This window comes from Sphingomonas sp. BT-65, from assembly GCF_026107375.2.
GTDB lineage: Bacteria > Pseudomonadota > Alphaproteobacteria > Sphingomonadales > Sphingomonadaceae > Sphingomonas.
On sequence record NZ_JAPCIA010000001.1, the window covers coordinates 1240457 to 1266414 of the forward strand.

26 protein-coding genes and 1 tRNA gene are annotated in these 25958 nt (G+C 68.3%); 13 read left to right on the forward strand and 14 right to left on the reverse strand.

Annotation, left to right across the window (positions count from 1 at the left end; genetic code table 11):
• Nucleotides 1-157: 157 nt before the first annotated feature.
• Together OK349_RS05975 and OK349_RS05980 are read right to left on the reverse strand one after the other, a co-directional pair.
• Nucleotides 158-484: a heavy metal-binding domain-containing protein gene (locus tag OK349_RS05975; RefSeq protein ID WP_265116901.1), complete on the reverse strand. Its 327-nt coding sequence runs from the start codon at nucleotides 482-484 to the stop codon at nucleotides 158-160.
• A 30-nt stretch (nucleotides 485-514) separates the two neighbouring features.
• The gene (locus OK349_RS05980) at nucleotides 515-754 is read right to left on the reverse strand and encodes a DUF2312 domain-containing protein (RefSeq protein ID WP_265116902.1); all 240 of its coding nucleotides are present in this window, start codon (nucleotides 752-754) and stop codon (nucleotides 515-517) included.
• 200 nt (nucleotides 755-954) lie between these two features.
• Between OK349_RS05980 and OK349_RS05985 the strand changes: the two genes are divergently transcribed.
• Complete coding sequence (locus tag OK349_RS05985) at nucleotides 955-1350, forward strand: hypothetical protein (protein WP_265116903.1); 396 nt, start codon at nucleotides 955-957, stop codon at nucleotides 1348-1350.
• 148 nt (nucleotides 1351-1498) lie between these two features.
• On the opposite strand, the gene OK349_RS05990 is transcribed toward OK349_RS05985, so the two are convergent.
• Nucleotides 1499-2602: a S41 family peptidase gene (locus OK349_RS05990; RefSeq protein ID WP_265116904.1), complete on the reverse strand. Its 1104-nt coding sequence runs from the start codon at nucleotides 2600-2602 to the stop codon at nucleotides 1499-1501.
• Between the two features lie 75 nt (nucleotides 2603-2677).
• Here OK349_RS05990 and OK349_RS05995 point away from each other — a divergent pair, with 75 nt between their 5' ends.
• Together OK349_RS05995 and OK349_RS06000 are read left to right on the forward strand one after the other, a co-directional pair.
• A complete protein-coding gene (locus tag OK349_RS05995; RefSeq protein WP_265116905.1) occupies nucleotides 2678-3202 on the forward strand; it encodes an Lrp/AsnC family transcriptional regulator in 525 nt (174 codons plus the stop codon).
• 11 nt (nucleotides 3203-3213) lie between these two features.
• Nucleotides 3214-3663 (forward strand): DoxX family protein, encoded by a 450-nt coding sequence (locus OK349_RS06000; RefSeq protein ID WP_265116906.1) that lies wholly within the window; start codon nucleotides 3214-3216, stop codon nucleotides 3661-3663.
• On the opposite strand, the gene OK349_RS06005 is transcribed toward OK349_RS06000, so the two are convergent.
• Together OK349_RS06005 and OK349_RS06010 are read right to left on the reverse strand one after the other, a co-directional pair.
• Nucleotides 3652-3728 (reverse strand) — tRNA-Asp (locus OK349_RS06005). The genes OK349_RS06000 and OK349_RS06005 overlap by 12 nt on opposite strands.
• A gap of 44 nt (nucleotides 3729-3772) precedes the next feature.
• Nucleotides 3773-5020, reverse strand: a complete 1248-nt coding sequence (locus OK349_RS06010; protein WP_265116907.1) for an AI-2E family transporter — start codon at nucleotides 5018-5020, stop codon at nucleotides 3773-3775.
• Between the two features lie 95 nt (nucleotides 5021-5115).
• On the opposite strand from OK349_RS06010, the gene OK349_RS06015 reads away from it, so the two are divergent.
• Nucleotides 5116-6588 carry a glycerol kinase gene (locus tag OK349_RS06015; RefSeq protein WP_265116908.1) on the forward strand — a complete coding sequence of 491 codons (1473 nt, stop codon included), beginning with the start codon at nucleotides 5116-5118 and terminating at the stop codon, nucleotides 6586-6588.
• Here OK349_RS06015 and OK349_RS06020 read toward each other — a convergent pair whose 3' ends face one another.
• Nucleotides 6589-7125, reverse strand: a complete 537-nt coding sequence (locus OK349_RS06020) for a TetR/AcrR family transcriptional regulator (protein WP_265116909.1) — start codon at nucleotides 7123-7125, stop codon at nucleotides 6589-6591.
• Nucleotides 7126-7259: 134 nt separating this feature from the next.
• Between OK349_RS06020 and OK349_RS06025 the strand changes: the two genes are divergently transcribed.
• A complete protein-coding gene (locus OK349_RS06025) occupies nucleotides 7260-8174 on the forward strand; it encodes an SDR family oxidoreductase (RefSeq protein ID WP_265116910.1) in 915 nt (304 codons plus the stop codon).
• 108 nt (nucleotides 8175-8282) lie between these two features.
• On the opposite strand, the gene OK349_RS06030 is transcribed toward OK349_RS06025, so the two are convergent.
• Together OK349_RS06030 and OK349_RS06035 are read right to left on the reverse strand one after the other, a co-directional pair.
• Nucleotides 8283-9149: an oxidoreductase gene (locus OK349_RS06030; RefSeq protein WP_265116911.1), complete on the reverse strand. Its 867-nt coding sequence runs from the start codon at nucleotides 9147-9149 to the stop codon at nucleotides 8283-8285.
• 55 nt (nucleotides 9150-9204) lie between these two features.
• Nucleotides 9205-10959 carry a class I adenylate-forming enzyme family protein gene (locus OK349_RS06035; protein WP_265118548.1) on the reverse strand — a complete coding sequence of 585 codons (1755 nt, stop codon included), beginning with the start codon at nucleotides 10957-10959 and terminating at the stop codon, nucleotides 9205-9207.
• Nucleotides 10960-11258: 299 nt separating this feature from the next.
• On the opposite strand from OK349_RS06035, the gene OK349_RS06040 reads away from it, so the two are divergent.
• The 6 genes from OK349_RS06040 to OK349_RS06065 all read left to right on the forward strand — a co-directional run bounded on the left by OK349_RS06040 (nucleotide 11259) and on the right by OK349_RS06065 (nucleotide 18257).
• A complete protein-coding gene (locus OK349_RS06040; RefSeq protein WP_265116912.1) occupies nucleotides 11259-13289 on the forward strand; it encodes a 3-hydroxyacyl-CoA dehydrogenase NAD-binding domain-containing protein in 2031 nt (676 codons plus the stop codon).
• On the forward strand, nucleotides 13282-14634 hold the full coding sequence (locus OK349_RS06045; RefSeq protein WP_265116913.1) for an amidase family protein: 1353 nt from the start codon (nucleotides 13282-13284) through the stop codon (nucleotides 14632-14634). The genes OK349_RS06040 and OK349_RS06045 overlap by 8 nt, the downstream gene beginning before the upstream one ends.
• Nucleotides 14631-15812, forward strand: a complete 1182-nt coding sequence (locus OK349_RS06050; protein WP_265116914.1) for an acyl-CoA dehydrogenase family protein — start codon at nucleotides 14631-14633, stop codon at nucleotides 15810-15812. The genes OK349_RS06045 and OK349_RS06050 overlap by 4 nt, the downstream gene beginning before the upstream one ends.
• Before the next feature lie 89 nt (nucleotides 15813-15901).
• Nucleotides 15902-17029 (forward strand): acyl-CoA dehydrogenase family protein, encoded by a 1128-nt coding sequence (locus OK349_RS06055; RefSeq protein WP_265116915.1) that lies wholly within the window; start codon nucleotides 15902-15904, stop codon nucleotides 17027-17029.
• Nucleotides 17029-17922, forward strand: a complete 894-nt coding sequence (locus OK349_RS06060) for an acyl-CoA thioesterase (protein WP_265116916.1) — start codon at nucleotides 17029-17031, stop codon at nucleotides 17920-17922. Before OK349_RS06055 ends, OK349_RS06060 begins: the two co-directional genes overlap by 1 nt.
• Nucleotides 17923-18020: 98 nt before the next feature.
• Complete coding sequence (locus OK349_RS06065; protein WP_265116917.1) at nucleotides 18021-18257, forward strand: DUF6894 family protein; 237 nt, start codon at nucleotides 18021-18023, stop codon at nucleotides 18255-18257.
• 11 nt (nucleotides 18258-18268) lie between these two features.
• Here OK349_RS06065 and OK349_RS06070 read toward each other — a convergent pair whose 3' ends face one another.
• The 6 genes from OK349_RS06070 to OK349_RS06095 all read right to left on the reverse strand — a co-directional run bounded on the left by OK349_RS06070 (nucleotide 18269) and on the right by OK349_RS06095 (nucleotide 24149).
• Nucleotides 18269-18997, reverse strand: coding sequence for a TonB-dependent receptor (locus OK349_RS06070; protein ID WP_265116918.1), 729 nt, complete (start codon nucleotides 18995-18997; stop codon nucleotides 18269-18271).
• 19 nt (nucleotides 18998-19016) lie between these two features.
• Nucleotides 19017-19754 carry a TonB-dependent receptor gene (locus OK349_RS06075; RefSeq protein ID WP_265116919.1) on the reverse strand — a complete coding sequence of 246 codons (738 nt, stop codon included), beginning with the start codon at nucleotides 19752-19754 and terminating at the stop codon, nucleotides 19017-19019.
• Nucleotides 19755-19804: 50 nt separating this feature from the next.
• Nucleotides 19805-20605 carry an SDR family NAD(P)-dependent oxidoreductase gene (locus OK349_RS06080; protein ID WP_265118549.1) on the reverse strand — a complete coding sequence of 267 codons (801 nt, stop codon included), beginning with the start codon at nucleotides 20603-20605 and terminating at the stop codon, nucleotides 19805-19807.
• A complete protein-coding gene (locus tag OK349_RS06085; RefSeq protein ID WP_265116920.1) occupies nucleotides 20602-21666 on the reverse strand; it encodes a phosphotransferase family protein in 1065 nt (354 codons plus the stop codon). The genes OK349_RS06080 and OK349_RS06085 overlap by 4 nt, the downstream gene beginning before the upstream one ends.
• Nucleotides 21663-22748, reverse strand: a complete 1086-nt coding sequence (locus OK349_RS06090; RefSeq protein ID WP_265116921.1) for a Zn-dependent alcohol dehydrogenase — start codon at nucleotides 22746-22748, stop codon at nucleotides 21663-21665. Before OK349_RS06090 ends, OK349_RS06085 begins: the two co-directional genes overlap by 4 nt.
• Before the next feature lie 117 nt (nucleotides 22749-22865).
• Nucleotides 22866-24149 (reverse strand): acyl-CoA dehydrogenase family protein, encoded by a 1284-nt coding sequence (locus tag OK349_RS06095; protein ID WP_265116922.1) that lies wholly within the window; start codon nucleotides 24147-24149, stop codon nucleotides 22866-22868.
• Nucleotides 24150-24305: 156 nt separating this feature from the next.
• On the opposite strand from OK349_RS06095, the gene OK349_RS06100 reads away from it, so the two are divergent.
• Nucleotides 24306-25550, forward strand: a complete 1245-nt coding sequence (locus OK349_RS06100; RefSeq protein ID WP_265116923.1) for a TetR/AcrR family transcriptional regulator — start codon at nucleotides 24306-24308, stop codon at nucleotides 25548-25550.
• Nucleotides 25551-25773: 223 nt separating this feature from the next.
• The gene (locus OK349_RS06105) at nucleotides 25774-25923 is read left to right on the forward strand and encodes a hypothetical protein (protein WP_265116924.1); all 150 of its coding nucleotides are present in this window, start codon (nucleotides 25774-25776) and stop codon (nucleotides 25921-25923) included.
• The last annotated feature ends 35 nt before the right edge of the window (nucleotides 25924-25958 follow it).

Genomic DNA, 25958 nt, shown 5'->3' on the forward strand with positions numbered 1-25958 from the left:
GGTGCGGGCGTCTCTAGGCGAGCCAGGGGTTTGCGCGCAAGTCGTCACCCCGGCCTTGTGCCGGGGTCCACCGTTCGGCTGGCGATGCGAAAGAGGCTGCAGGCGATCGCGCGCGGCACCGTGGATCCCGGCACAAGGCCGGGATGACGGTTAGGGATTACGCGCCGCTCACCGTCACCGCCGTGCCCGAGGCCGAGACCATCAGCATCGACCCGCCCTGCCCCAGCACCTCGTAATCGAAGTCGATCCCGATCACGCCGTTGGCGCCCAATGCGCGGGCTTCCTCCGTCAGCTCGTCGAGTGCGGTCTTGCGCGCTTCCTTGAGCGGGCGCTCGTAGCTGCCCGAACGCCCGCCGACGATGTCGCGGATGCCGGCGAACAGGTCGCGGAAGATGTTCGCGCCGATGATCACCTCGGCCGTCACGATGCCGTGATAGCGGGTGACGGCATGGCCTTCGACGGTGCTGGTGGTGGTGAGAATCATCAGGTGAGCCTCCGTTGGAGAGGCCCGACCTTATGCCATCCCGAGCGCGGCGCGATAGGTCTCGAGCAGCGCATCCTGCTCGTCGAGCTGGTGCTTCTCCATCTTGCGCAGACGGACGATCGTGCGGATCGTCTTGGCGTCGAAGCCGGTCGACTTGGCCTCGGCATAGACATCCTTGATGTCGTCGCTGATGCCCTTCTTTTCCTCTTCCAGCCGCTCGATCCGCTCGATCAGAAGGCGCAGCTGCTCGGCCGAAATCGAGTCGCTCATGTCCCGCTCCATATAGGGTGAACGGGCGCGTTTAGCGGCTGCGAGCGGGGGTGCAAGGGGGCGCGGCGCGGAACGCTGTGGATTGGCCCAAATGCCTGCGCCGCCGCCCATTACCTGTGACGTAATTGGAATGATTCGGCGGACCGGCGAACTTGCAATCACCGCGGCGGAGATGCCGCACGATCGCAAGGAGAACCACGATGATCCGCTTTCCGCTCACCGTTCGCCAGGCGCTGACGCTCGATTTCGTCGCGACCGGCGCCACCGCCCTGCTCGCGCTGACCGCTTCGGGTTTCACCGCGGGCCTGACCGACCTGCCCGAACCGCTGCTGCGCGGCGCCGGGCTGGTGCTGCTGCCCTTCCTCGCGCTGGTCGCGGCGATGGCATTCAAGCCGAAGCGCGGCGGCGTGATCGCGGTAATCGCGATCAACATCGCCTGGGTGATCGCGAGCATCGTGACGCTCGCCTTCTTCGTCAGCCCGAACGCGCTGGGCTATGCCTTCGTCGCCGCGCAAGCGCTGGCGGTTGGCGTGTTCGCGGAGCTCCAGATCCTGGCGCTGCGCGGCGAGGCCAAGGCTGACGGGGTGTATGCTTGAAGAAAATCCTCCCCTTCAGGGGAGGTGGCAGCGCGAAGCGCTGACGGAGGGGCGGCCGCGGCACGCGGCGGTTGCCCACCGCGCCCTTCCACCACCGCTTCGCGGCGGTCCCCCTCCCCTGAGCGAGCTCAGGGGAGGAATTGATTCCCTACGACTTCCGCGGCTTCCTGCGCTCCATCGAGCCGCTCGGCATATGTCGGGCCGACAGCGCCTCTGCCTCGGCGGGGGCGACGCCTTCGCGGGTGAGCGCCTCGACCAGCGCGCGCTCGGGCGCGACCTTGATGTCGGGCGCGACGCCCGTTCCCTCCCAGCCGTCGCCGCCCGGAAAATAGCTGCGGCCGAAGGGGATGAAGGCGGAATAGCCGCCGCCGACCGGCACGCCGCCGCCATAATGGCCCGCGCCGGCCGTGGTCTCGCCGATCAGCATGCCGCGCTTCGTCCCCTTGAATACCGATGCGAGATGCTCCGCCGCCGAGCCCGTGCGCGGCGAGGTCAGATAGTAGATCTTCGTCTTCGCCCATGGCCCCGCCGGGCTGGCGGGCGTCACGCGATGCTCGGTGCGGAACAGCTCCGCCGGCGCGTCGACCTTGACCAGCGAGCGAAACGGCAGCGGGCCGTTCGCCTCGGCGACCGAGGCGCGGGTGTCCATCACCATCACCGCCTGCGCCTTGTCGAAAATGCGCGGGAAGAGCACGTCCATTTCCTCCAGACCCCCGCCGCGATGCGTGCGCGCGTCGATGATCAGCGCCTTCGCCCCGGCGTTCCTGTCTAGGAATTCGGTGAAAGCCTTGAGCGTCGCCGGCTCGCCGTAGAAGCCGTTGAAGCGGACGAAGGCGATGCCCGGCGCGATCATCCCCGCCTGCTCCATCGGCGCGGGCGGCGGGCCGCTGGGTGCACGCTGCTGGCCGCCGTCGCGCTGCGGGCGCGGGCCGCCGGGCGGGAACATGGCGAGATGGCCGTCGGGCGCGACCGCCTGAAGATCCGCGGTCACCGCGCGGGCCAGCGCGTCGCCGTCGGTGAAGCCGTCATAGCCGCCCGCCGCGAGCTTGGCGCGCAATGCCGCGGAATAACGTTTCGCGACGTCGGGGAAGACGAAGTTCTTCTCAAGCTCGTCGGCGAGCTTGGCCACGGCCTTCTTCGCCTCTGTGGCGTCATAGGCCGGGGCCGCGGCGGGTGTGGGCGCTGCCGTCTGGCCCATCGCCAGCGGCGACAGCGCCGCCAGGGCCAGGGCCGCCAGAACTTCCTTACGCATCAACTCTCTCCATCGTTCAGCTCGGTAAGTGTTATATTTGACCAACACGCCTTTTGCAGCCGAACTGAAGGCGCTATGCGACTGAAATCGGCGCAAGCGGAGGATCAGGCGGCGGAAATGGGCAAGCTCGACGCGTTCGACATCCAGTTGCTCAACTTGCTCCAGGCCGACGCGCTGGCGACCGCGGAGAGACTGGCGCGTGAGGTGCCGCTGTCGGCCTCGGCGGTGACGCGGCGCGTGCGGCGGCTGCGCGCCGAGGGCTGGATCGCGGCCGACGTGGCGGTGGCCTCGCGCCAGCTCAGCGACAAAAGGCTGCGCGCGCTGGTGAGCGTTCAGGTGCACGAGCATGCCGAGGAGCGCGGCATCGCCGCGCTGCGCGCCCGGCTGGCGGCAGCGGACGAGGTGCAGATGATCCTCGACATCGCAGGTGCGGATGACCTCGCGGTGCTGGTCTCCGCGCGTGACATGAATGATTATAACGCGCTGACCGCCCGGCTATTCGAGAGCGACCCGGCAGTGCGGCGATACGAGACGCGCTTCGTCAAACGGGTGCACAAGCAGACGGCGGCGATCCCGCTGCAGCCCGGCGACGGCGACTAGGGGAGGAAAAGATGGACAAGAAGTGGCTGGTGCTGCCGCAGCTGGCGGGCGGCGCGGACCTCGCGCTGCTGCTCGCGCGGCTGGTGGTGGGCGCGTTCCTGATCTTCGGCGTGTGGGACAACATCGTCAGCGCCGAGCGCCTGGCCGAGTTCGAGAAGTTCCTGACGATCAAGGGGTTCGTCATGCCCGGGCTGATGGCGCCGCTGTCGGTCTACGCGCAGTTCCTGGTCGGCGTCGCGTTCATCGCCGGATTCGCGACTCGCTGGGCGGGCCTCATCTGCGCGTTCAATTTCGTCGTCGCGCTGGTGATGGTCGATGCGCCGCTCGGCATCCGCCCGGCCTTTCCGGCGACGGCTTTGGTGCTGTTCGGGCTGATCTTCGCGACAATCGGCGCGGGAGGGTTCGCTCTCGATGCGATGCTGTCGAAGGGGGCGCCGTCCGACAAGGGATGGCGCGAGTGACGGGGCTCGAACCCGCGACCTCCGGCGTGACAGGCCGGCGCTCTAACCAACTGAGCTACACCCGCTTGGCCTCAGCGCCGAAGCGCAGTCCCTTGCGAGAGCGCGGCACCTAGACGGGCGGTCCGGGGCTGTCAACCGCCGTTTCGCGCGCTTCGACACGATTGAAGTTCGCGCGCGGCGGCGGGGGGTTTCCGCCCGCCACCAGCGTGCCGTGCTCGAACAGGAATCCGGCGATGTCGGGCTTGCCCGCGGCGTTGAGCACGGTCTGGATGATGATCAGCAGCGGCACTGCCATCAGCGCCCCCGGCGTGCCCCACACCCAGCCCCAGAAGCTCAAGGAGATGAGGATCAGGATCGGATTGATCGTGAGGCGCCGCCCGACGATCAGCGGCGTCACCAGATTGGCCTCGATCAGATGGAACGCGATCATGATCCCCGCCGGGAGCAGCGCGGTCCACACGTCCTGGTAGGTCATGAGGCCCCCCAGCGCGAGCAGCATCGCGGCGAAGATCGGGCCGAGATAGGGGATGTAGTTGAGCAAAGCGACGATGCCGCCCCACATCAGTGGCGTCGGCATGCCGATCAGCCACAGCGCCCCCGCGACGAGCAGGCCGAGCGACACGTTGATCGCGGTGATCGTGCCCAAATAGGCCGAGGTGTCGTCGACCACGTCCTGGATCACGCGCGCGGTCGCCATCGCCCCGCCGAAGCTGTGGCGGCTGGTGATCGCCTTGCGCCGCAGCCGGGTCCAGCCCGAGAGGAAGAAGAAGATCACCAGGATCGCGAAGAACATCTCGATGAACGCCGCCGGCGCCGAGGTCGCGGCAAGCTCGAGGATCGAGCGCGGCGGCGATTCCGCCGCGGCCTCGGCCGGGCGGATCGGGCGCGACGCGGCAAGGTCCTGGATCGTCTTGTTCACGAAGGATTCGAGGTTGGCGTAGAAGTCGATCAGCGGCTTCACGTTTGACTGGATGTTGTCGATCCGCTCGGGAAGGATCGACAGCCAGCCCCAGGCGGGCACCACGATCGAGGCAAGCGCGGCGTTGGCGGCGACGAGGAACAGCAGCACGCAGGTGAGCGCGGCGAGCGGCGCGGGAACGCGGTGCCGCTCGAGCCATTCGAGCACCGGGACCAGCGCAATGGCGATGACGATCGCGGCGGTGAGCGGCAGGAAGAAGGGCGAACCCGCACGCAGCGCAAAGGGCAAGGCGAGGAACAGCCCAGCACCGATCATCAGCGTGAGCGCGGCGAGCAGCCGGTCGCGGCGGTCCTCGGCCTCGGCTTCGGTGGCGACGGCGGGGACCAGCGGTTCGAGCGGACGCGCGGGATGCGTGACCGCGCCTTCTTCCCGCTCCATTGCCGTGTCCTGCCCCTCGACCAAGTTTCGTCTGCCTTTCCAGTGGCTTTCTAGCGCGATTTGACCGCCGTGTAATCCCGGCTAGCGTGGGTCGCATGGGAGAGAAATTGCTGGTCATCGACGAGGGCACCACCTCGACCCGGGCGATGCTGTTCGCGCCGGACGGGACGTGCCTGGGGAGCGAATCCGCCGAGCTCATGCAGCATTATCCGGCGGCGGGATTGGTCGAACACGACGCGGCCGAGATCTGGGACAAGACGCTGCGGTGCGCGGCCGCGATGGTGGCGGAGGCAGGCGGCGCGGACGCGATCGCCGCGATCGGCATCACCAACCAGCGCGAGACCGTGGTGTTCTGGGACCGGACGACCGGCGCGCCGCTGGCGCCCGCGATCGTGTGGCAGGACCGGCGCAGCGCCGCGATCTGCCGCGAGATGAAGGAAGCGGGCGAGGAACCCGGCGTGCAGGCACGCACCGGGCTGCTGCTCGACCCCTATTTCAGCGGCACCAAGATCGCCTGGGCGATGGCCAACTGGCCGCAGCTGCGCGAGGCGGGCGAGCGGCTGGCGATCGGCACGATCGAGAGCTGGCTGGTGTGGAAGCTGACGGGCGGCCTGCATGTGACCGACGCCACCAACGCCTCGCGCACCCTGCTCATGGGCCTGGGCAGCGGCGGGTGGAGCGACGGGCTGATCGACCTGTTCGGCGCCCCCCGCGCGGCGCTGCCCGAGATCGTCGATTGCGCCGGGCACTTCGGCGAGACCACGCTGTTCGGCGGCTCGATCCCGATCTGCGGCATGGCCGGCGACCAGCAGGCCGCGACGATCGGTCAGGCCTGCCTGTCGCCCGGCGACACCAAGGCGACCTATGGCACCGGCGCCTTCGTGCTCACCAATGCCGGCGATCGCCAGCCGGCCTCGAAGCACCGGCTGCTCTCCACAGTGCTGTGCCAGCTCGGCGGGCGGCGCACCTATGCGATCGAAGGATCGGTGTTCGTCGCGGGCAGCGTGGTCAAATGGCTGCGCGATTCGCTGGGGCTGATCGAGAGTGCGGGCGAGACCGAGGCGCTGGCGCGATCGGTCGCGGACAATGGCGGCGTCTATTTCGTCCCCGCGCTCACCGGGCTCGGCGCGCCGTGGTGGGAGCCCGAGGCGCGCGGCGCGATCAGCGGATTGAGCCTCGCCAGCACCAAGGCGCATGTCGTGCGCGCCGCGCTGGAAGCGATGGCGCACCAGAGCCATGACCTCAAGACCGCCTTCGCCGCCGACGGCGCCGACTGGACGACGCTGCGCATCGACGGCGGCATGGTCGCCAACGACTGGATCGCGCAGGACTTGGCCGATGTGCTCGGTGTGACGGTCGAGCGGCCGGGCTTCACCGAGACGACGGCGCTCGGCGCGGCGATGCTCGCAGGCGTGGGATGTGGGATGTTCAAGAGCCTCGAGGACGCGGCGGCGATGCGCGGGAAGATCGAGACGTTCGAGCCGGGGATGGAGGCTGAGGCGCGGGTGGCACGGCTGGTGGGCTGGGCGGCGGCGATCCGCAGCGTTCGCGGCGACGCCGAGCGATAATCAGATCCCGGCGTCCAGCGCGTCGAACGCTTCGTTCAGCAGCTCGGTCAGCGCGCGCTTGCCACCCTCAAGGCTGAACCGTTCGGTTGAAAGGCGAAGCGCGCCGATCGCGGTCAATGCGACCAGCCGCAGCGCCAGCTCGCGCTCGGGCTGGGGCCAGCGATCACGAAGTGCGGCGAACAGCGTCAGCTCGTGCTCGACATAGCTCGCTTGCTTACGCGCCTGGACCGACGCACTCGATCGCATCAGCCGGTCAATCTTGATCATGTCCTCCGGAGGAACCGCGGCACAGGTGTCGATCACCGCCTGGCGGATCGCGTCGAGCGGGCGCGCATCGGGTGAAGCCTGCCGCACGGCCGCGGCGATCCCCTCCCCCATACCGCTTTGCAGCGCCAGCAGGATGTCGTCCTTCGACTTGAAATAATGGAAGAAGGTGCGGCGCGAAATGCCGGCTTCGGCGGCGATTTCGTCGAGCGTCGCCCCCTCGAACCCCTTCGCAACGAACAGGCGGATTCCCGCCTGGGTGATGCGCTGCATCGTCTCACGGCGCTTGCGTTCCCGCAGACCGGTTTCTCGTCCGCCATCAGCCAAAATAAATACCCTCAGTGTAATATTGCACTAGATGCAAATATATTCTACACCGAGTGCATCTTTCTGAAAAGGGCACGATCATGGCGAAATGGACAGCGGCAGACATTCCTCCCCAGACCGGGCGGACGGCGGTGATCACCGGAACCGGCGGACTTGGATTCGAGGATGCGGTAGAGCTGGCGCGGGCTGGCGCCGAGGTGATTCTGGCGGGGCGCAATCCGGACAAGGGAGCGGCAGCGGTGGCGCGTATCCGCGCGCTGGTACCATCCGCGATAATCCGGTTCGAGATGCTCGATCTCGCCAGCCTCGATTCGGTCGCGGCATTTGCCGCGCGCCTGAGCGAACGGCACGGCAGCCTCGACCTGCTGGTCAACAATGCCGGCGTAATGGTGCCGCCCCGGCGCGAGGAGACGGCGGACGGGCTGGAGCTGCAGTTCGGCACCAACCATCTCGGCCACTTCGCGCTGACGGGCCTACTCCTGCCACTCCTGCGCCACGGCCGGCAGCCACGTGTCGTCACCCTGTCGAGCGTCGCCGCGCGCGATGGCGCCATCGCGTTCGACGATCTGAATGCGGAGCGGCGCTATCGCCCGATGCCGGCCTACAGCCAGTCGAAGCTCGCCTGCCTGATGTTCGCGCTCGAACTGCACCGGCGGAGCGAGGCCAGCGGCTGGGGCGTCGCGAGCATGGCGGCGCATCCGGGCATCGCGCGAACCGACCTGCTGCACAATGCACCGGGACGGTGGAGCGCCATGGGCCTCACCCGATCGTTGCTGTGGTTTCTGTTCCAGCCCGCTGCACAGGGCGCGCTGCCGACGCTGTTCGCCGCCACCGCACCCGACGCACGATCGGGCGGCTATTACGGACCCCATGCGCTGAGCGAAGCGCGCGGCTATCCCGCCCCTGCCCGCATCCCCCCGCAGGCGTTGGACGTGGGTGCTGCGACGCGGCTATGGGAGGTGTCGGAGGAACTTAGCGGGGTTCGCTACGGCTAACGCTAGACCGTCGCTTCCTCCGCGAACAACCCCTTCAGATCCCTCTTCATGATCTTGTCATTGGCATTGCGCGGCAGCGTATCCCTGACGTTGCAGATGGATCAAACTCTAACCTTCACGCCCGCCGATCGGACGTATCTCGGCATCCGGGAAGGCCGTTGCCTCGCCCACCGCGCGCCACGCCGCGACATCGGTGTCGACCACCGCACGCTTCGCTTCCCACCCCGCCAGCGCATCGGCACCCAGCATCAGCCGGAGCGGCGGATCGTCGCTCTCGACTACGGCGATCATCGCCGCCGCCGCCCGCGCCGGGTCACCCGGCTGCTCGCCGTCGCCACCGTAGAGATAGGCTTCGATCGGATCGATCACGCCGCGATAGGCGTCGAGCCTCTCCACGGGCCGCATGTTCGCATCGCCGGCGAATTCGGTGCGGAAAGCGCCAGGCTCGACGATGGTCACATGAATGCCGAGCGGCCTCACCTCGTCGCGCAGCGCTTCGCTCCAGCCCTCGAGCGCGAACTTCGACGCGCAATAGACGGAAAAACCACCCATCGAGATCAGCCCGCCGATGCTGGTGAGGTTGAGGATATGGCCGCTTCGCTGGCCGCGCATCGCCGGCAGCAACGCCCGCGTCAGCTCGACCGGGCCGAAGAAATTGACCTCCATCTGGTCGCGCAGCTGGTCGGGCGCGAATTCCTCCGCGGCGCCGAGCGATCCGCGCCCGGCGATGTTGGCGAGCACGTCGACGCGGCCGAAGCGATCCAGCGCCGCGGCGATCGCGGCGCGCCTCGAGGTCTCGTCGGTGACGTCGAGCGTGACGGGAAGCGCCCGCTCGCCATGCCCCTCGGCAAGCGCACGCAGCGCATCGCCGCGCCGCGCGGCAAGCACGGCACTATCGCCACGTGCCAGCGCCGCCTCGGCCAGCGCCCGCCCGAAGCCGCTCGACGCTCCCGTGATGAACCAGGTCCTGGCCATGTCCTCCTTCCGTTCGTCGCGGACGAATGCCCCGCGAGCGATTCGGGCGAGAAGATTATGCCGCTTCCTGATCCGCGAACAGCGCCTTCAAGTCCTTCTTCATGATCTTGCCATTGGCGTTGCGCGGCAGCGTGTCCTTCACGAAGCGCACCGCCACCGGCACCTTGAAGCCCGCCAGCCGTTCGCGCACCCAGGCCTGAAGCTCGGCCTCGCTGGCATGCGTGCCGGGGGCGAGGTGGACCACCGCCACCGGCTCCTCGCCCAGCGTCTTGTGGGGGATGCCGATCAGCGCCGCGTCGGTCACCGCGGGGTGCGCGTAGAGCACGTCCTCGACCTCGGACGAATAGATATTCTCGCCGCCGCGGATGACGATGTCCTTGGCGCGGTCGACGATGAACAGGAACCCTTCCTCATCGATCCTGGCGAGGTCGCCGGTCCGCACCCAGCCGTCGATGAAGGTCTCGGCACTCGCCCCGGGCTGGTTCCAATAGCCCTTCACGATCATCGGGCCCCTCGCCCACAGCTCGCCGACCTCGCCGGCCGGCAACTCGCGCGCGCCCTCCGGGTCGACGATCTTGAGCTCCGCCACCGGCACGGGCGGGCCGGCGCTGGTCGGGCGGTTGAGATAATCCTCCCCCCCATGCTGGGTGACCGTCGCCATCGTCTCGGTCATCCCCCAGCCATTGCCGGGCAGCGCGCCGAATTCGGTATAGATGCGCTTGACCAGCTCGGGCGCCGACGGCGCGCCGCCATAGGCGATCGATTCGAGGCTGGAGAGGTCATATTTGTGGCGGTCGGGATGCTCGAGCAGCTGCCACGCGATGGTCGGCACGCCGCCGGTCAGGTTGACCTTCTCGCGCTCGATGATCGCCATCGCCTCGGCCGGATCCCATTTGCGCATGAAGACGAGCGTGTGCCCGGCGGCCATCGCACCCATCAGGCTGGCGGAGCAGGCGGTGACATGGAACAGCGGGATCACCAGCAGGCCGACGCGCGGCTGCGGCGCCGGCGGCATCTCGCCCCGCCGCAGATAGGCGCGCGCGGCGCAATAGGCGCTCGACATGATGTTGGTGGCGAGGTTGCGGTGCGTGCCGAGCGCGCCCTTGGGATTGCCGGTGGTGCCGCTGGTGTAGAAGATCGTCGCGTCGTCCTCGGGCGCCAGCTCGGGATCGGCGGGGAGCGGCAGGTCGGGCAGCGCCGCCCAGTCCGCGGGTGCGCCGATCAGCGACTCCAGCTGCAGCGTAGCCGCGGGTAGCTCACCCCGCGCGCGGCTGACGACGATGCGGCGCAAGCCGGGAAGCGCGGCGAGGTGCGGCGCGATCCGCTCGTAGCGCTGGCCATCGGTGAACAGCACGCTGCTGCCTGAATCGGCGAGGCCATATTCGAGCTCGCCGCCCGTCCACCACGCATTGAGCGGCACCAGGATCGCACCGATGCTGACCGCGGCGAAGAAGATCACCGGCCATTCGGGCAGGTTGCGCATCGCCAGCGCAACACGATCGCCCTTCTTCACCCCCATCTCGCGCAGCTTCGTCGCGAGATGCGCGACGGCGCGGAAATTCGCCTCGAAGCTGACGCGCTCGTCCTCATGGATCGTGAACAGCCGCTCGCCATGCGTGCGCGACAGCTGGATCAGCGCGGCGAGATTGGGCGGCGCGTTCTTCCACACCCGGGTCGGCACGCCGCGAATCGCGACCTCCTCCATCTCGAGCGGCTGACCCGGCGCGGTCATCAGCGCCTGTGCCTGCCCTAGCGTCATCTTCGGCCATGACGGGTCGAGCGGGATGATCGGTTCGGCGGCCACGTGCATCTCTCCAGCTTTGTAGAATGTGCGGTTTGGCATTTCCGCCGCGCCGCCTTCAGGTTATTCTTGATTCATACGTTGCCAAACGCAATAGGGAAGCGACAGGCGGAGCGAGCCGCCGGGAACGAGGATTCGAATTAGGGGTATGGACGCCGCGCACTTCGCACCGCCTGCCGGTACCGGCTTCGACGCCCTCCACCCATCATTCCCGCGCAGGCGGGAGGGCTGACGTTTTCGGCAGTAGCCGCGGCGCCAGCGACCATGGATCCCGCTCCGCGGGAATGACGACAAAAGAAGGAAGAGCAATGACCGGCCCCATCACCACCGAACGCCAAGGCGACATCCTCGTCATCACTTCGAACAACCCGCCGGTGAACGCGCTCGGCGCGGCGGTGCGGCAGGGTCTCGCAGCCGCGATCGCGGAGCTCGCGGGCGACGACAGCCTCAAGGCGGCGGTGATCCGTTGCGACGGGCGCACCTTCTTCGCGGGCGCCGACATCACCGAATTCGGCAAGCCGATGCAGGAGCCCTCGCTCCCGGTGCTAGTCGATGCGATTGAGGCGAGCGCGAAGCCCGTGATCGCCGCGGTCCACGGCACCGCGCTCGGCGGCGGATGCGAGGTCGCGCTGGCGTGCCATTACCGCATCGCCGTGCCCTCGGCGAAGTTCGGCCTGCCCGAGGTCAAGCTCGGCATCCTGCCCGGCGCGGGCGGCACCCAGCGGCTGCCGCGCGTCGCGGGCGTGGCGTTCGCGCTCGAGCTGGCGACGAAGGGCGATCCGGTCCCGGCGCAGGTCGCCAAGGATGCGGGCCTGGTCAATCGCCTGGCGGGCGAGGACAGCCTGACCGCCGACGCGGTCGCCTATGCCCGCGAAGTGGCGGACGCGCGCCCCCTGCCCCGCACCAGCGAGATGCCGGTGACGGTCGAGCCGGGCGTGTTCGACGAATTCCGTAAGACCAACGCCAAGCGCTTCCGCAACATGGACGCCCCCGCCGAGATCATCGCGGTGATCGAGGAGACCGCCGGCAAGCCCTATGCCGAGGGCGTGCAGCGCGAGCGCATGGGCTTCATGAAGCTGATCATGGGCGCGCAGAGTGCGGCGCTGCGCCACATCTTCTTCGCCGAGCGCAAGGCCGCGAAGATCGACGACGTGCCCGAGGACACCAGGCTCCGCCCGATCAAGCGCGTCGGCGTGATCGGCGCCGGCACGATGGGCGGCGGCATTTCGATGAATTTCCTGTCGGCCGGGATCCCGGTGACGATCGCTGAGATGCAGCAGGAAGCGCTCGACCGCGGCACCGGCGTGATGCGCAAGAACTATGAAGGCAGCGCCGCCAAGGGCCGGATGACCGCCGCGCAGGTCGAGGGCGCGATGGGACTCTTGAAGCCCACCCTCAACCTTGAAGACCTCGCCGATTGCGACCTCATCATCGAGGCCGTGTACGAGAATATGGACGTCAAGAAGGACATCTTCGGCAAGCTCGACAAGATCGCCAAGCCGGGCGCGATCCTGGCGTCCAACACCAGCTATCTCAGCATCGACGAGATCGCGGCGGCGACCAGCCGCCCGGGCGACGTGGTCGGCATGCACTTCTTCTCGCCCGCCAACGTCATGAAGCTGCTCGAGGTCGTGCGCGGCGCCAAGACCGACAAGGACGTGCTGGCGACGGTCATGGACCTCGCCAAGAAGATCAAGAAGGTCGCTGTCGTTGCAGGCGTCTGTTACGGCTTCATCGGCAACCGCATGCTGATCCCGCGCCAGATGGAGGCGATGAAGCTGCTCCACGAGGGCGCGACGCCGATGCAGGTCGACAAGGTGCACGTCGAGTTCGGCATGCCGATGGGCCCGTTCCAGATGAGCGATCTTGCTGGTGTCGACATCGGCTGGCACCGCGATCCCACCCGGATCGAGAATATCCGCGACGCGCTCGCCGCCGAGAACCGCTGGGGCCAGAAGACCAAGGCCGGCTTCTACGACTATGACGACAAGCGCAATCCCTCGCCCAGCCCGCGCGTCGCCGAGATCATCGAGGAGTTCCGCAAGAAGACTGGCACCCCGCAGCATGAGGTGACCGACGAGGAGATTATCGAGCGCACCTTCTACACGATGGTCAACGAGGGTGCGAAGATCCTGGAGGAGGGCATGGCCCAGCGCGCGTCGGACATCGATGTCGTGTGGATCTATGGCTATGGCTGGCCGCCCTATCGCGGCGGGCCGATGTTCTGGGCCGACACGGTGGGCCTCAAGACGATCGTCGCGGGGCTGGAGAAGCACGGCTTCGAGATCTCGAAGCTGCTCCGCGAGAAGGCCGAGAGCGGCGGGAAGTTCAATGGCTGACCTCGCCGCCCCGGCACCGCGTACAACCGACGCATGGGCCGGGGCGACCGCGCTGGACATCGCCGCAGCCATCGCGCGCGGCGAGACCAGTGCGCGCGAGCAATGCGAGCTGGCGATCGCGCGGATCGCGGCGGGCGACGGGGCGATCAATGCGGTGGTCGTGCGCGACTTCGATCGTGCGCTGGAGGCTGCCGACCGGGCCGACGGAGCGGTCGCGCGCGGCGAGCGGCTGCCGTTCCTCGGCGTGCCGATGACGGTCAAGGAAGCATTCGACGTCGCCGGGCTGCCGACCAGCTGGGGCCTCGCGCACGCCAGCGGCAACATCGCGACGAGTGACGCGGTGGTGGTGCAGCGGATCAAGGCGGCGGGCGCGGTGATCCTGGGCAAGACCAACGTCGCGCCCGGCCTTGCCGACTGGCAGTCCGACAATCCCGTCTATGGCCGCACCAACAATCCCGTCGATCCCGGCCGCACCGCGGGCGGGTCCTCGGGCGGATCGGCGGCGGCGTTGGCGGCCGGCTTCGTGCCGATCGAGATCGGCTCCGACATCGGCGGATCGATCCGCGTTCCCGCCGCCTTTTGCGGGGTGTGGGGGCACAAGCCGAGCTATGAGCTGGTCGACAGCTACGGCCACCGTTTCCCCGGCACCGACGGCGCGCCGTCGCCGCTGGGCGTGGTCGGGCCGATGGCGCGCGATGCCGCAGACCTTGCCGCGATCCTCGACGTGCTGGCGGATGCGCCGCCGCCGCGCCCGGTAGATATCTTGCGCAGCAAGCGCCTGCTGCTGCTCGACCGTCATCCCGCCGCACCGACCGATGCGGCGATCCGGGGGGCGGTGGACCGGCTCGAAGCCACTGCGCGCCGCGCGGACATCGATATCGCCCGGTCGAGCGACCTGCTTCCCGATCTCGCTGCGCAGCATCGCGCCTATTGCAAGATGCTGGCGATCACCTTCGCGCGCGGCGCCCCCGGCCCCGGCGGCCAGACCGCCAGCCTCGCCGGCTGGTTCGACCTGCTCGACGCGCAGGCCCGCAACCGCCGCGCCTGGGGCCGGCTGTTCGATGAATTCGACGCGGTGGTCACCCCCGCCAACGTCGTCACCGCCTTCCCCCACCGCGACGATCCCTACAACGAGCGGCGCCTGACCGTGGACGGGCAGGACACGTCCTACGACGCGCAGCTCGTCTGGGCCGGGCTGGCCACCTATCCCGGCCTCCCCGCCACCGCCTTCCCCGCCGGAACCGATGCCGATGGCATGCCCGTCGGCCTGCAGGTGATCACCGGTTACCGCGACGACCATCGCGCCATCGCGATCGCCGATCTTCTCCACGGAGTGCTGCCATGAGTGACCTCGACACCTTCCGCGCCGAGACGCGCGCCTGGCTGGAGGCGAACTGCCCCGCATCGATGCGCGAGCCGGTGCGCAGCGAGAAGGACACTGTGTGGGGCGGGCGCGACCAATCGGCACTCACTCCCGATCAAAAGACATGGATGGACCGGATGGCCGCACGCGGCTGGACCGTGCCCGACTGGCCCAAAGCCTATGGCGGCGGCGGCCTATCCCCGGCGGAGAGCAAGATCCTGCGCGAGGAAATGCGCGCGCTCGGCTGCCGCAACCCGCTCAGCTCGTTCGGCATCTCGATGCTCGGCCCGGCGCTGCTGAAGTACGGCAACGAGGAACAGAAGCTCGAGCACCTCCCCAGGATCGCGCGCGGCGAGATCCGCTGGTGCCAGGGCTATTCGGAACCCAATGCCGGCAGCGACCTCGCCGCGCTCGCCACGTCCGCGGAAGACATGGGCGATCACTTCCTGGTCAACGGCCAGAAGGTGTGGACCAGCTATGCCGACAAGGCCGACTGGATCTTCTGCCTGGTCCGCACCGACAAGAGCGTGAAGCAGGCCGGGATCAGCTTCCTGCTGTTCGACATGGCCTCGCCCGGCGTGTCGACCAAGCCGATCCTCCTGATCAGCGGCTATTCGCCCTTCTGCGAGACCTTCTTCGACGATGTGAAGGTGCCCAAGGCCAACCTGGTCGGCGAGCTCAACAAGGGCTGGGACGTCGCCAAATATCTGCTCGGGCATGAGCGCGAGATGATCTCGGGCATGGGGCTTGGCCTGTCGAGCGGCGGGACGCTGATCGGCAACACCGTCGCGCAGATGGGCCTCGATGCCGATGGCCGCCTCGCCGACCCGCTGCTGCGCGGCCAGATCGCGCTGCACGAGGTGCGCGCCCGCGCTTTCGCGGCGATGTCGGAACGCTTCCTCGACGAGCTCAAGGCCGGCCGCGCGCATCCCGCGCAGCCGAGCATGATGAAATATTACGGGACCGAGCTGAACAAGGCGCGGCATGAGCTGGAGATGGCCGCCGGCGGATCGGACTCGCTCGAATGGGAGAGCGAGGCCTCGAACAACGGCGCCGCGCCGCGCGCCTGGCTGCGTACCAAGGCGAATTCGATCGAGGGCGGGACGAGCGAGGTCCAGCTCAACATTATCGCCAAGCGGATTTTGGAATTGCCGTCGTGAAGATCGTCGCCCCGGCGCAGGCCGGGGCCGCCACGTCGCACTCCACCACCTAGCGGCCCCGGCTTTCGCCGGGGCGACGGAGCAAGAAAATGCCCCTCTACCTCAACGACGAACAGACCATGCTCCGCGATGCTGCGCAGCAATTCGTGGGCGAGGCCGCGCCGGTTTCGCACATGCGTGCGCTGCGTGATGCCGACGACGCCACCGGCTTTTCGCGCGATCTGTGGAAGCAGTTTGCCGAGATGGGCTTCACCGGCATTCTGATCCCGGAGAGCGACGGCGGCCTCGGCCTCGGCCATGTCGAGGCGGGCGTGGTGCTCGAGGAAATCGGCCGCAACCTCTCGCCCTCCCCGTTCCTGGCCACGGCGGTCGCGGCGGTCGAAGCGCTCAAAGGGAGCGCGCAGCGCGAGCGCTGGTTCCCCGGCATCCTCGCGGGCGAGACCGTCGCCGCACTGGCGATCGACGAGAAGGCGAAGCACGGCAATGCCATCGGCATGAAGGCCGAGCGTTCGGGCAACGGCTTCCGCCTCTCGGGCGCCAAGCAGTTCGTCACCCACGGTCATGTCGCCGACCTGCTGATCGTCGCCGCGCGCACCGCCGGGGCGCCCGAGGACGACGCGGGCGTCACCTTGTTCGCGGTGCCGAAGGATACCGCGGGGCTTACCGCGGACCCCCAACGCCTCGCCGACTCCAGCCTCGCGTCGCGCGTCACCTTCGAGAACGTCGAGGTCGATGCCGACGCGGTGATCGGCGAGGTCGATGGCGGCCGCGCCGTTCTCGACGCCCTCCTCGCCGCCGGACGCACCGGCGCCGCGGCGGAATCGCTCGGCGTCGGCGGCGGGGCGATGGACATGACCGTCCAATATCTCAAGGAACGCAAGCAGTTCGGCGTCCTCATCGGCAGCTTCCAGGCGCTGCAGCATCGTGCGGCGCATCTCTATGCGGAGCTGGAGGTCGCGCGCGCGGCGGTGCTCAAGGCGCAGCAATTGCTGGATGCGGGCGACGCCAGGGCGGCCGAAGCCGTGTCGGTCGCCAAGGCGATGGCGGGGCTTGCCTCGACGCTCGCGGTGCAGGAAGGGGTGCAGATGCATGGCGGCATCGGCATGACCGACGAATTCGACATCGGCTTCTACATGAAGCGCGGCCGCGTGCTGGCGGAGATGTTCGGCGACGCCAATTTCCATGCCGACCAGCTGGCGAGGGCAAGCGGCTACTGATGGCGGACGACGCGGAACCCAAACCCCGCCGCACCGATGCGGAGATCGTCGCCGAGCTGCTGACGCTGCTCGACGTCGAGGAGCTCGATGCCGATCTCTATCGCGGCCACCGCCAGCCGGGCGGGCGCGGGCGCGTGTTCGGCGGGCAGGTGATCGCGCAGGGGCTGCAGGCGGCGCAACGCTCGGTCGAGGGCAAGGCCGCGCACTCGCTCCACGCCTATTTCATGCGGCCGGGGAACGAGGATCATCCGATCACCTATCGCGTGGTGCGCGACTTCGACGGCGGCAGCTTCGCCAACCGCCGCGTGATCGCGATGCAGCGCGGCGTGCCGATCCTCAACATGACCGCCTCGTTCCAGCGCGAGGAGGGCGGGCTCCACCACCAGGACGCGATGCCCGACGTGCCGCCGCCCGAGGACCTGCGCTCCGAGCAGGAGCTGCGCCGCGAGAAGATCGGCGAGATCCCCGAAGGCATGCGCCCCTTCTTCCTGCGCCGCCGTCCGATCGAGATCCGGCCGGTCACGCCGCGCGACTGGATCAATCCGGAAAAGATGCCGCCGGTCTGGCACAGCTGGTTCCGCGCGATCGCCCCCTTGCCTGATGACCCGGCAATGCACCGCGCGGTGCTGTCCTACGCCTCGGACATGTCGCTGCTCGGCACGGCGCTGCTGCCGCACGGCCTCACCTGGCTGACCCCCAACTTCCAGACCGCGAGCCTCGACCATGCGGTGTGGCTGCACGAGCCGTTCCGCGCCGACGACTGGCTGCTCTACGCCACCGACAGTCCCTGGGCCGGCCATGCGCGCGGGTTCAACCGCGGCAAGATCTTCACCCGCGACGGACGGCTCGTCGCGAGCACCGCACAGGAAGGGTTGATGCGGCTGCGAAGCTGAGGTCCCCGCCGGAACCAACCCGTTTCGATCGGGGTTTTACCTACCGGCAGGACTGCGCCCCGCAGCCCGCTGAGGAGGGTCGCCGCCCGGCCGGTCCGATGCCGCTCTATTACTTCCATCGCCGCGACACGCCGCCCTGCCCCGCCGACCAGCGGCGCGAGCTGCACGACATCGGCGAGGCGCTGGCGGCGGCCAACCAGATGGCGCGAACGATCCTCGCGCAGACCACCGATCCTGCGCACCTCTCGCGTGCCGCGCTCGACATCGAGGACGAGCGCCGCGCCCTCGTCGCGCGCGTCATGTTCGCCGACGTGATGCGCCAGACGGGCTGCTGACCGCGCCGCCGCTATTGCTTCGAGCGCACCGTATAGGCCGCGGGAAGGAACAGGAACACTTCGGTCGCGCCCGCGCGCGCCCATTCCACCGGCCGGTCGAGCCCGATCACGTCCACGCCATAGCCCGGCCCGAACTTCGCCGCCTGCGCCGCGGCATCGGCGGCAATCAGGTCGATGATCGCGCCGCGATACTGATCCGGATTGACCACGCTCAGCGTCGGCTCGCCGGTCGCCGCCATCGACGTGCGCCCGGCCTTTGTCACCGCCGTGACGAAGCGGGTGATCTGGGCCTTCGCTGCACCGATATCCATGCCGGGCGTCAGCCGCACCTTGACCAGGAAGAGCGCGCGCGAGGTATCGGGCCGGCCGTCGCCGACATAGGTGAGGTTCTTGTAGTTGGTCAGCGTCAGCGGCTCGACCACATAGTCGCCGGTGGCGAGCTCGACTCCCGCCTTGCCCGCGCTGCCGATTGCATTGCGCAGCGTCGCCTCGAGCTCCTCCTTGCGCTTCGCCGCTTCGCGCGTGTCGCCCGCGATCCACACTTGCTGCACGACGTAATCGGCAGTGCGCTTGAGGTGAATGATCGGGCGTTGCGCGGGGATCACGCCGCTAAAGTCGACGACCCCGCCATAGTTGCCGGGCGCGCGGCGGGCAGCGGTGACGATCATCTCCTGTGCCAGCGCAGGCGCGGCGCTCGCAGCCAGGGTGAGGACGAGCAGGACTTTGGATGCGGTCCGCATGACTGTTCTCCCCTCGCGCTCAGTTCTTCGGCCGCATGGTGCTGTTCGAGGGCAGGAACAACTGCACCTCGGTCAAGCTCGCGCGCTTCCATTGCACCGGCTTGTCGAGCCCGGTGACCTCGACCCCATAGCCGGTGCCAAAGCGCCCGCTGGTAGCGGCGGTGTCCTTGGCCACCAGATCGATGATCGCCCCGCGATACTGCTCGGGGTCGACGACCGACAGGGTCAGCTCGCTATACGCCTTCATTTGGGCGCGGCCGGCGGCGGGGACCGCCTTGACGAACTTGTCGATGCGGGCGAGCGCGGCCTTGGCGTCGATGCCGGGCGCGAGCGGCACCTTGACGAGGAACTTCACCGCCTCGCCGCTGATCTCGTCCTCGTCGATCTCCTCGATCGCGAGGTCCTTGTAGTTGCCGGCGTTCAGCGGCTCGACGACGATCTCGCCGCTCGCGAGCTGCACGCCGGATCCGGCGGACAGGTCGATCGCCTTGCGGGTCATCGCCTGAACCTCTTTGCGCGCTTCCTCCTCCTCGACCGTGTCGCTTACCACGACCACCTGCTGGACGGCGAAGTCGGCGGTGCGGCGCAGCATCTGGACCGCGGCGGGGGTGAGCACGGGTTTCTCGACGGGGCGATCCTCGTCATCGTCGCGAACGAGCTTGCGCACTGCGGTGACGATGATCTCGTCCTGCGCGACCGCGGGCATCGCGCCAGCCAGAATGCCGGCAGCCGTCAAGCCGATGATGAGCCTGCGCATCACCCCTCCCCCTGTTTCGGCGGGCAGGGTGCTGGGAAATGAAGGGCCTGTCAAACGGCGGTCTTGCCATATTCCTGGCGGGTCACCGGATGGCTCGACGAGAGTCCGCCGTCCACCGCCAGCGCCTGTCCGTTGACATAGCTCGCGTCATCGGAGGCGAGGAACAGCGCCGCGCGCGCCAGCTCTTCCGCCTGCGCGCCGCGGCGCAGCGGATTGAGCCGCCCGACGCGGTCCATCTTCCCCGCCTCGCGCGCATAGTCGAAGGTCGGCTTGGTCATCCCGGTCTCGGTGAGGCCCGGGCACAGCGCGTTGACCCGCACGTTCGACCCCGACAATTGTTGCGCAGCAACCGAGGCGAGATTGATCACCCCAGCCTTCGACGCCGAATAGGCCGGGCTGCCCGCGCCCGAGCGGATACCCGCGACGCTGGCGGTGAGCACGATCGCCCCGCCGCCGCGCTCGGCGATCTTCGGCGCGCCATGCTTGATCGCCAGCAGCGGGCCGATCAGGTTGACGCGCAGCACCTCGGCGATCAGCTCGGGCGTGGTGTCGAAGATATTGGCCATCCCGCCCGAGATGCCGGCATTGGCGAACACCACGTCGAGGCCGCCATATTCGGAAACCGCCAGCTCGACCGTGGCGATCACGTCCGCCTCGCTCCCCGCATCCATGCGGATCGCCTTGGCGGTGCCGCCCGCCGCTGCGATCATCGCGACGGTCTCGTCCGCGCCCTCGGTCCTGTCGGCGGCGATCACCCGGCCGCCCTCGGCAGCGAACAGCAGCGCGGCCGCGCGCCCGATCCCGCTGCCCGCGCCGGTGACGATGATCGACTTGTCCTGAAAGCGCATCAGCTCGCTCCCGCCTTGCGCGCGAACTCCCATGCGCTCGCCGCCAGCCCGGGCACGCGCGCCGCGGTCTCCTGCGCGTGCGCATTGCTGGCATTGCCGTCGAGCAGCCGCTTCTTGATGCCCTGCACGATGCTCATCAGCCGGAACTGGCCGAAGGCGAAATACCAGTTGAGGTCGGGGATGCCGTCGCGCCCGGTCGCGGTGCAATAGCGCTCAACCATCGCCTCGACCGTCGGGATGCCGGTCTCCGGGCCGGTGATCCCCGCGATCCCCGACGCGCCGTTGGCCGGGATCATCCAGTTCATCAGCAGGTAGGAGAAGTCCGCCATCGGATCGCCCAGCGTCGACAGTTCCCAGTCGAGCACCGCCTTCACTTGGGAGCGCTCGGCGTCGAAGATCATATTGTCGATGCGATAGTCGCCATGCACCACGCTGGTGCGCGTCTGCGGCGGCAGCGTGCGCGGCAGCCATTCGATCAACTTCTCGACATCGGGCAGGTCATCGGTCTGCGCCAGCCGGTACTGCTTGGTCCAGCGCCCGACCTGCCGTTCGAAATAGCTGCCCGGCTTGCCATAGTCGCCGAGCCCCGCGCGCTCGCACTCGATATTGTGCAGCTGCGCCAGCCGGTCGCACATCTCGAAATAGATCGCGCTACGCTCATCCGGCGTCTTGTCCGGCAGCGACCCGTCCCAATAGGTCACCCCCTCGACCAGCTCCATCACATAGAAGGCCGATCCGAGCACCTCGTCGTCCTCGCACAGCCCGAACGTCCGCGCGACCGGGAAGCCGAGCGGGTGGAGCTTGGAGATCAGGAAATATTCGCGATCCACCGCATGCGCCGAGGGCAGCAGCGGCCCGAACGGCTTGCGCCGCAGCACATAGGCGCCGCTCGCGGCATCGATGCGATAGGTCGGGTTACTCTGCCCGCCCGGAAACTTGGCATAGCGCAGCGGCCCCGCGAACCCCGCGACATTGGCGTACATCCACGCCGTCAGCTTCGCGGTGTCGAGGTCGCTCACTGCCTCCATCGGCAGCCCGCCGCGATGTCCGGCCGGGGGCTTCATGCGAACTCGATCACCGATCGCACGGCATCACCCTTCCGCAGATTGTCGAACGCGTGATTGATCTCCTCGAGCCGGATGCGCTCCCCCACCATCGTGTCGAGGTCGAGCACACCGTCGAGATACATCTGCACCAGCCGCGGCAGGTCGATCGGGAACTGCATCGATCCGGCGAGGCTGCCCTGCAGCTTCTTGCCCGTCAGGAAAGTGGGGCCGGGAATGCTCACCGACTGGCCCGGGGCGATCATCCCCAGGATCGTCGCGGTGCCGCCGCGGCGCAGCAGGGTCCACGCCATCTCCGCGGTATTGGGCCGCCCCACAGCCTCGATCGCATAGTCGACTCCGCCGTCGGTGAGCTTGAGCACCTGCTTGACCAGATCCTCGCTCATCGCGTCGAAATCGTGCGTCGCCCCCATCTTGCGTGCCAGCGCGCGCTTCTCGGGCACCGGGTCGATCGCGACGATCTTGCCCGCGCCGGCGATCTTCGCGGCATTGACCGCCGCCAGCCCGATCCCGCCGCAGCCGATCACCGCCACGGTCTCGCCCGGACTCACCTTGGAATCGCGGAAGATCGAGCCCGCCCCGGTCATCACCGCGCAGCCGAGCAACGCCGCGCGGTCGAGCGGCATGTCCTTGCTGATCGCGACACAGGCATTCTCGTGCACCAGCATCGCCTCGGCGAACGCCGACAGGTTGAGGAAATGCGCGAGCGGGGTGCCGTCGGCGAGCCGCAGCTTGGGCTCGGCATCCTTGGGCCGCCTGGTCGAGCTGTCGACGCATAAAGAGGGCCGGCCGGAGACGCAGAATTCGCAGCTTCCGCAGAACACGGTGAAGAAGGTGATGACATGGTCGCCGGGCTTGAGCCGCGTCACCTCGCTCCCCACCGCCTCGACCACGCCTGCCGCCTCGTGCCCCGGCACGGTCGGCATGACGTGAGGATAGGCGCCGTCGACGAAGTGCAGGTCCGACCGGCACACGCCGCACGCCGCGGTGCGGATCAGCACCTCGCGCGGGCCGGGCTTGTCGATCGTGACGTCGTGGATTTCGAGGGGCCGTTTCGCCTCGAACAGGACCGCTGCCTTCACCTAATTCTCCCCTCCCGCTTGCGGGAGGGGCCGGGGGAGGGCCTGTCTTCCGCGAGCGGTCGTTACTGTTCGAGGGACACGCCCCCCTAACCCCTCCCGCAAGCGGGAGGGGGACTTTCACCGCGCCGCAGCCATGTCGCCGCTCGACGGACGATCCGCCTTATAGTCCCCGTACTTGCCGAACTCGGCCCGCGCGATCGCGCGGTTATGGACCTCGTCCGGGCCGTCGGCAAAGCGCAGCGTGCGCATGCCCGCCCAGGCGCTGGCGAGCGGCGTGTCGCCCGACACGCCCGCGCCGCCGAACGCCTGGATCGCGTCGTCGAGGATCTGCAGCGTGATGCGCGGCCCCATCGCCTTGATCATCGCGATCTCGCCCTGCGCCGACTTGTTGCCCGCCTTGTCCATCATGTCCGCGGCCTTGAGGCACAACAGCCGCATCATCTCGAGGTTCGAGCGCGCCTCGGCGACGCGCTGCTCCCAGATCGAATGGTCGGCGATGCGCTTGCCGAACGCGACGCGGCTGAGCAGGCGCTTGCACATCAGCTCGAGCGCACCCTCGGCGACCCCGATCGAGCGCATGCAATGGTGGATGCGCCCCGGCCCGAGGCGCCCCTGCGCGATCTCGAACCCGCGCCCTTCGCCGAGCAGCAAATTGTCGACCGGCACGCGGACATTCTCCAGCACGACCTCGCCATGGCCGTGCGGCGCGTGATCATACCCGAAAACCGAAAGCATCCGCTCGACCCTGACACCGGGCGCATCCATCGGCACGAGGATCTGGCTCTGCTGGGCGTGGCGCGAGGCGTCGGGGTTGGTCTTGCCCATCACGATCGCCACCGCGCAGCGCGGGTCGCCCACGCCCGACGACCACCATTTGCGCCCGTTGATGACGTAATGGTCGCCGTCGCGCACCATCGACGTCTGGATGTTGGTGGCGTCGGACGAGGCGACATCGGGCTCGGTCATCAGGAAGGCGGAGCGGATCTCGCCGTCCATCAGCGGCTTGAGCCAGCGGTCCTTCTGCGCGCGCGTGCCATAGCGGTGCAGCACTTCCATGTTGCCGGTGTCGGGCGCCGAGCAGTTGAACACCTCGCTCGCCCAGCCCGCGCGCCCCATCTCCTCGGCGCACAGCGCATATTCGAGGTTGGTGAGCTGAGTCCCCTCGAACTCGAACGTATCGTCGACATGGTTCTGCCCGGAGTGCGGCGGCATGAAGAAGTTCCACAGCCCTTGCGCCCTGGCGACCTGCTTCAGCTCCTCGATCACCGGCAGCACCTTCCAGCGCTCGCCTTCGCGCTCCTGGCGGTGGTAATCCGCGTCGCGCGGGGCGATGTGCTGGTCGATGAACCCCTTCACGCGGTCGCGGAAATAGGTCTCGCGCTCGGTCAGCGTGAAGTCCATGCGGCCTCTCCTCAAAATCCTGTTTCGAATCGAATACGCCATACCCGATTTTCGGTAAAGTGGGTCCCATCCCATTTTTCCGCCGCGGAAACCCTCCGCTTAACCCCTACCCGCTTTAGGACTGTTCCTTCGAATCAAAGCTGCTAATCTGATTCGATGGAAGTCGACGAGGTGCTCCCCGCCGAGACGCGGGGCGAGACGAAACGGTTCAAGGCGAAGCGCGACGCGATCCTCGCGGCCGCCGCCGACGTGATCAACGAGCAGAGCGCGAAGGGCATGACCTTCGCGGACGTCGCGCAGCGCGTCGGGCTCAACACCACCAGCGTCACCTATTATTTCAAGCGCAAGGAAGACCTTGCCGCCGCCTGTTTCGACGCGACGCTCGACCGGCTCGACGAGATGCTCGACGAGGCGCACCGCGAGGCGACGCCCGAGGCGCGCGTCGCGCGCTACCTCGCGATCAACATGGAGCGGCTCGCGCGCATCCATCGCGGCGAGGAGAAGGCGTTCGCGATCCTCTCCGACCTTCGCGCGATGGAGGGCGACGTCAAGACCGAGCTGCTCAAGCGCTGGCAGCACGTCTTCCGCCGCACCCGCGCGCTATGGGGCGAAGGCGGCACGCGCGCCGAGACCGACCTGTACGGCGGCCGCGCGCACGTGCTGCTCGAGAACACCTTCTGGCTCCCGGTCTGGCTGATCCGCTACGAGCTCGACGAATATCCGCGGGTCGAGGCGCGGCTGATGGACGTGTTCCGCCACGGCATCGCCGCCGAGGGCGCGGCGTGGCAGCCGCACATGCTCGACCTCGAGCATGACGAGGCCGAGCCGGGGCGCGAAGCGTTCCTGCTTGCGGCCACCCGCCTGATCAACGAACTCGGCTATCGCGGCGCCTCGGTGCAGAAGATCGCGAGCGAGCTCAACGTCACCAAGGGCAGCTTCTACCACCATCTCGACGCCAAGGACGAGCTGGTGATCGAATGCTACAAGCGCAGCTTCGACATCATCGCCGAAGCCCAGCGCGTCGCCGAGGAGGGGCCCGGCGACCATTGGCACAAACTCACCAGCATCATGGCGACTTTGCTCGACGTGCAATTCTCCGAGCGCGGTCCGCTGCTGCGCACCACCGCGCTCTCCGGCCTGCCGCCGCGCGTGCGCACGGCGATGGTCGACCGCTCGAACCGCATCGCGCGGCGCTATGCCGGCATGCTCTCGGACGGCATCGCCGAGGGATCGATCCGCGCGATCGACCCGCTGGTGGCGAGCCAGACGATGATGGCGCTGCAGAACGCCGCGTTCGACATGCGCAAATGGGCCGGCACCATGCCGCGCGACCGGGCGGTGGCCTTCTACGCCTCGACCATCGTGTTCGGCCTGTTCGACGATCGCGTGCTCGAGTCCTGACCTTCATCGCCGGGGCGGATGACGGCGCGCCGCGATCTTGATAGGCGGTGGCGATGTCTGCCGATTACCTGCCCGACGCCACCTAGTCCGCCACGATCGACGGCGACCTCGTCGTCACCGGGACCGAGGATCCCGCCTCGCCCGTCCTCACCGAGTTCTTCGCCGGCTATGACCGCGCCTTCGTGTTGCCCGACGAGCGCGAGGAGCTGGACGGGTTCCGCGAGTGCCTCGCCGCCAATCGCGGCGCCCGCTGCGCTTCGGCCGCCGCCACCGCGAGCTGGTGATCACCCTGCGCGACGCGGCCGGCGGTCCGGTGCTCGGCGGCGCCAACTTCCTCGCCACCGGCATGGGGGAGCGCAGGGACCAGGGTTGACGGGTCCGCCCGCGACGGCAACCTTGCCCCGCCCC

Coding starts and splice junctions, on each gene's coding strand:
- OK349_RS05980 (WP_265116902.1), bottom strand. CDS start 754: ATGAGCGACTCGATTTCGGCCGAGCAGCTGCGCCTTCTGATCGAGCGG.
- OK349_RS06030 (WP_265116911.1), bottom strand. CDS start 9,149: ATGGCCAGGACCTGGTTCATCACGGGAGCGTCGAGCGGCTTCGGGCGG.
- OK349_RS06060 (WP_265116916.1), top strand. CDS start 17,029: ATGGCGGACGACGCGGAACCCAAACCCCGCCGCACCGATGCGGAGATC.
- OK349_RS06020 (WP_265116909.1), bottom strand. CDS start 7,125: ATGCAGCGCATCACCCAGGCGGGAATCCGCCTGTTCGTTGCGAAGGGG.
- OK349_RS06075 (WP_265116919.1), bottom strand. CDS start 19,754: ATGCGCAGGCTCATCATCGGCTTGACGGCTGCCGGCATTCTGGCTGGC.
- OK349_RS06055 (WP_265116915.1), top strand. CDS start 15,902: ATGCCCCTCTACCTCAACGACGAACAGACCATGCTCCGCGATGCTGCG.
- OK349_RS06010 (WP_265116907.1), bottom strand. CDS start 5,020: ATGGAGCGGGAAGAAGGCGCGGTCACGCATCCCGCGCGTCCGCTCGAA.
- OK349_RS06040 (WP_265116912.1), top strand. CDS start 11,259: ATGACCGGCCCCATCACCACCGAACGCCAAGGCGACATCCTCGTCATC.
- OK349_RS05975 (WP_265116901.1), bottom strand. CDS start 484: ATGATTCTCACCACCACCAGCACCGTCGAAGGCCATGCCGTCACCCGC.
- OK349_RS05990 (WP_265116904.1), bottom strand. CDS start 2,602: ATGCGTAAGGAAGTTCTGGCGGCCCTGGCCCTGGCGGCGCTGTCGCCG.
- OK349_RS06050 (WP_265116914.1), top strand. CDS start 14,631: ATGAGTGACCTCGACACCTTCCGCGCCGAGACGCGCGCCTGGCTGGAG.
- OK349_RS06065 (WP_265116917.1), top strand. CDS start 18,021: ATGCCGCTCTATTACTTCCATCGCCGCGACACGCCGCCCTGCCCCGCC.
- OK349_RS06100 (WP_265116923.1), top strand. CDS start 24,306: ATGGAAGTCGACGAGGTGCTCCCCGCCGAGACGCGGGGCGAGACGAAA.
- OK349_RS05985 (WP_265116903.1), top strand. CDS start 955: ATGATCCGCTTTCCGCTCACCGTTCGCCAGGCGCTGACGCTCGATTTC.
- OK349_RS06070 (WP_265116918.1), bottom strand. CDS start 18,997: ATGCGGACCGCATCCAAAGTCCTGCTCGTCCTCACCCTGGCTGCGAGC.
- OK349_RS06000 (WP_265116906.1), top strand. CDS start 3,214: ATGGACAAGAAGTGGCTGGTGCTGCCGCAGCTGGCGGGCGGCGCGGAC.
- OK349_RS05995 (WP_265116905.1), top strand. CDS start 2,678: ATGCGACTGAAATCGGCGCAAGCGGAGGATCAGGCGGCGGAAATGGGC.
- OK349_RS06035 (WP_265118548.1), bottom strand. CDS start 10,959: ATGCACGTGGCCGCCGAACCGATCATCCCGCTCGACCCGTCATGGCCG.
- OK349_RS06095 (WP_265116922.1), bottom strand. CDS start 24,149: ATGGACTTCACGCTGACCGAGCGCGAGACCTATTTCCGCGACCGCGTG.
- OK349_RS06025 (WP_265116910.1), top strand. CDS start 7,260: ATGGCGAAATGGACAGCGGCAGACATTCCTCCCCAGACCGGGCGGACG.
- OK349_RS06045 (WP_265116913.1), top strand. CDS start 13,282: ATGGCTGACCTCGCCGCCCCGGCACCGCGTACAACCGACGCATGGGCC.
- OK349_RS06085 (WP_265116920.1), bottom strand. CDS start 21,666: ATGAAGCCCCCGGCCGGACATCGCGGCGGGCTGCCGATGGAGGCAGTG.
- OK349_RS06015 (WP_265116908.1), top strand. CDS start 5,116: ATGGGAGAGAAATTGCTGGTCATCGACGAGGGCACCACCTCGACCCGG.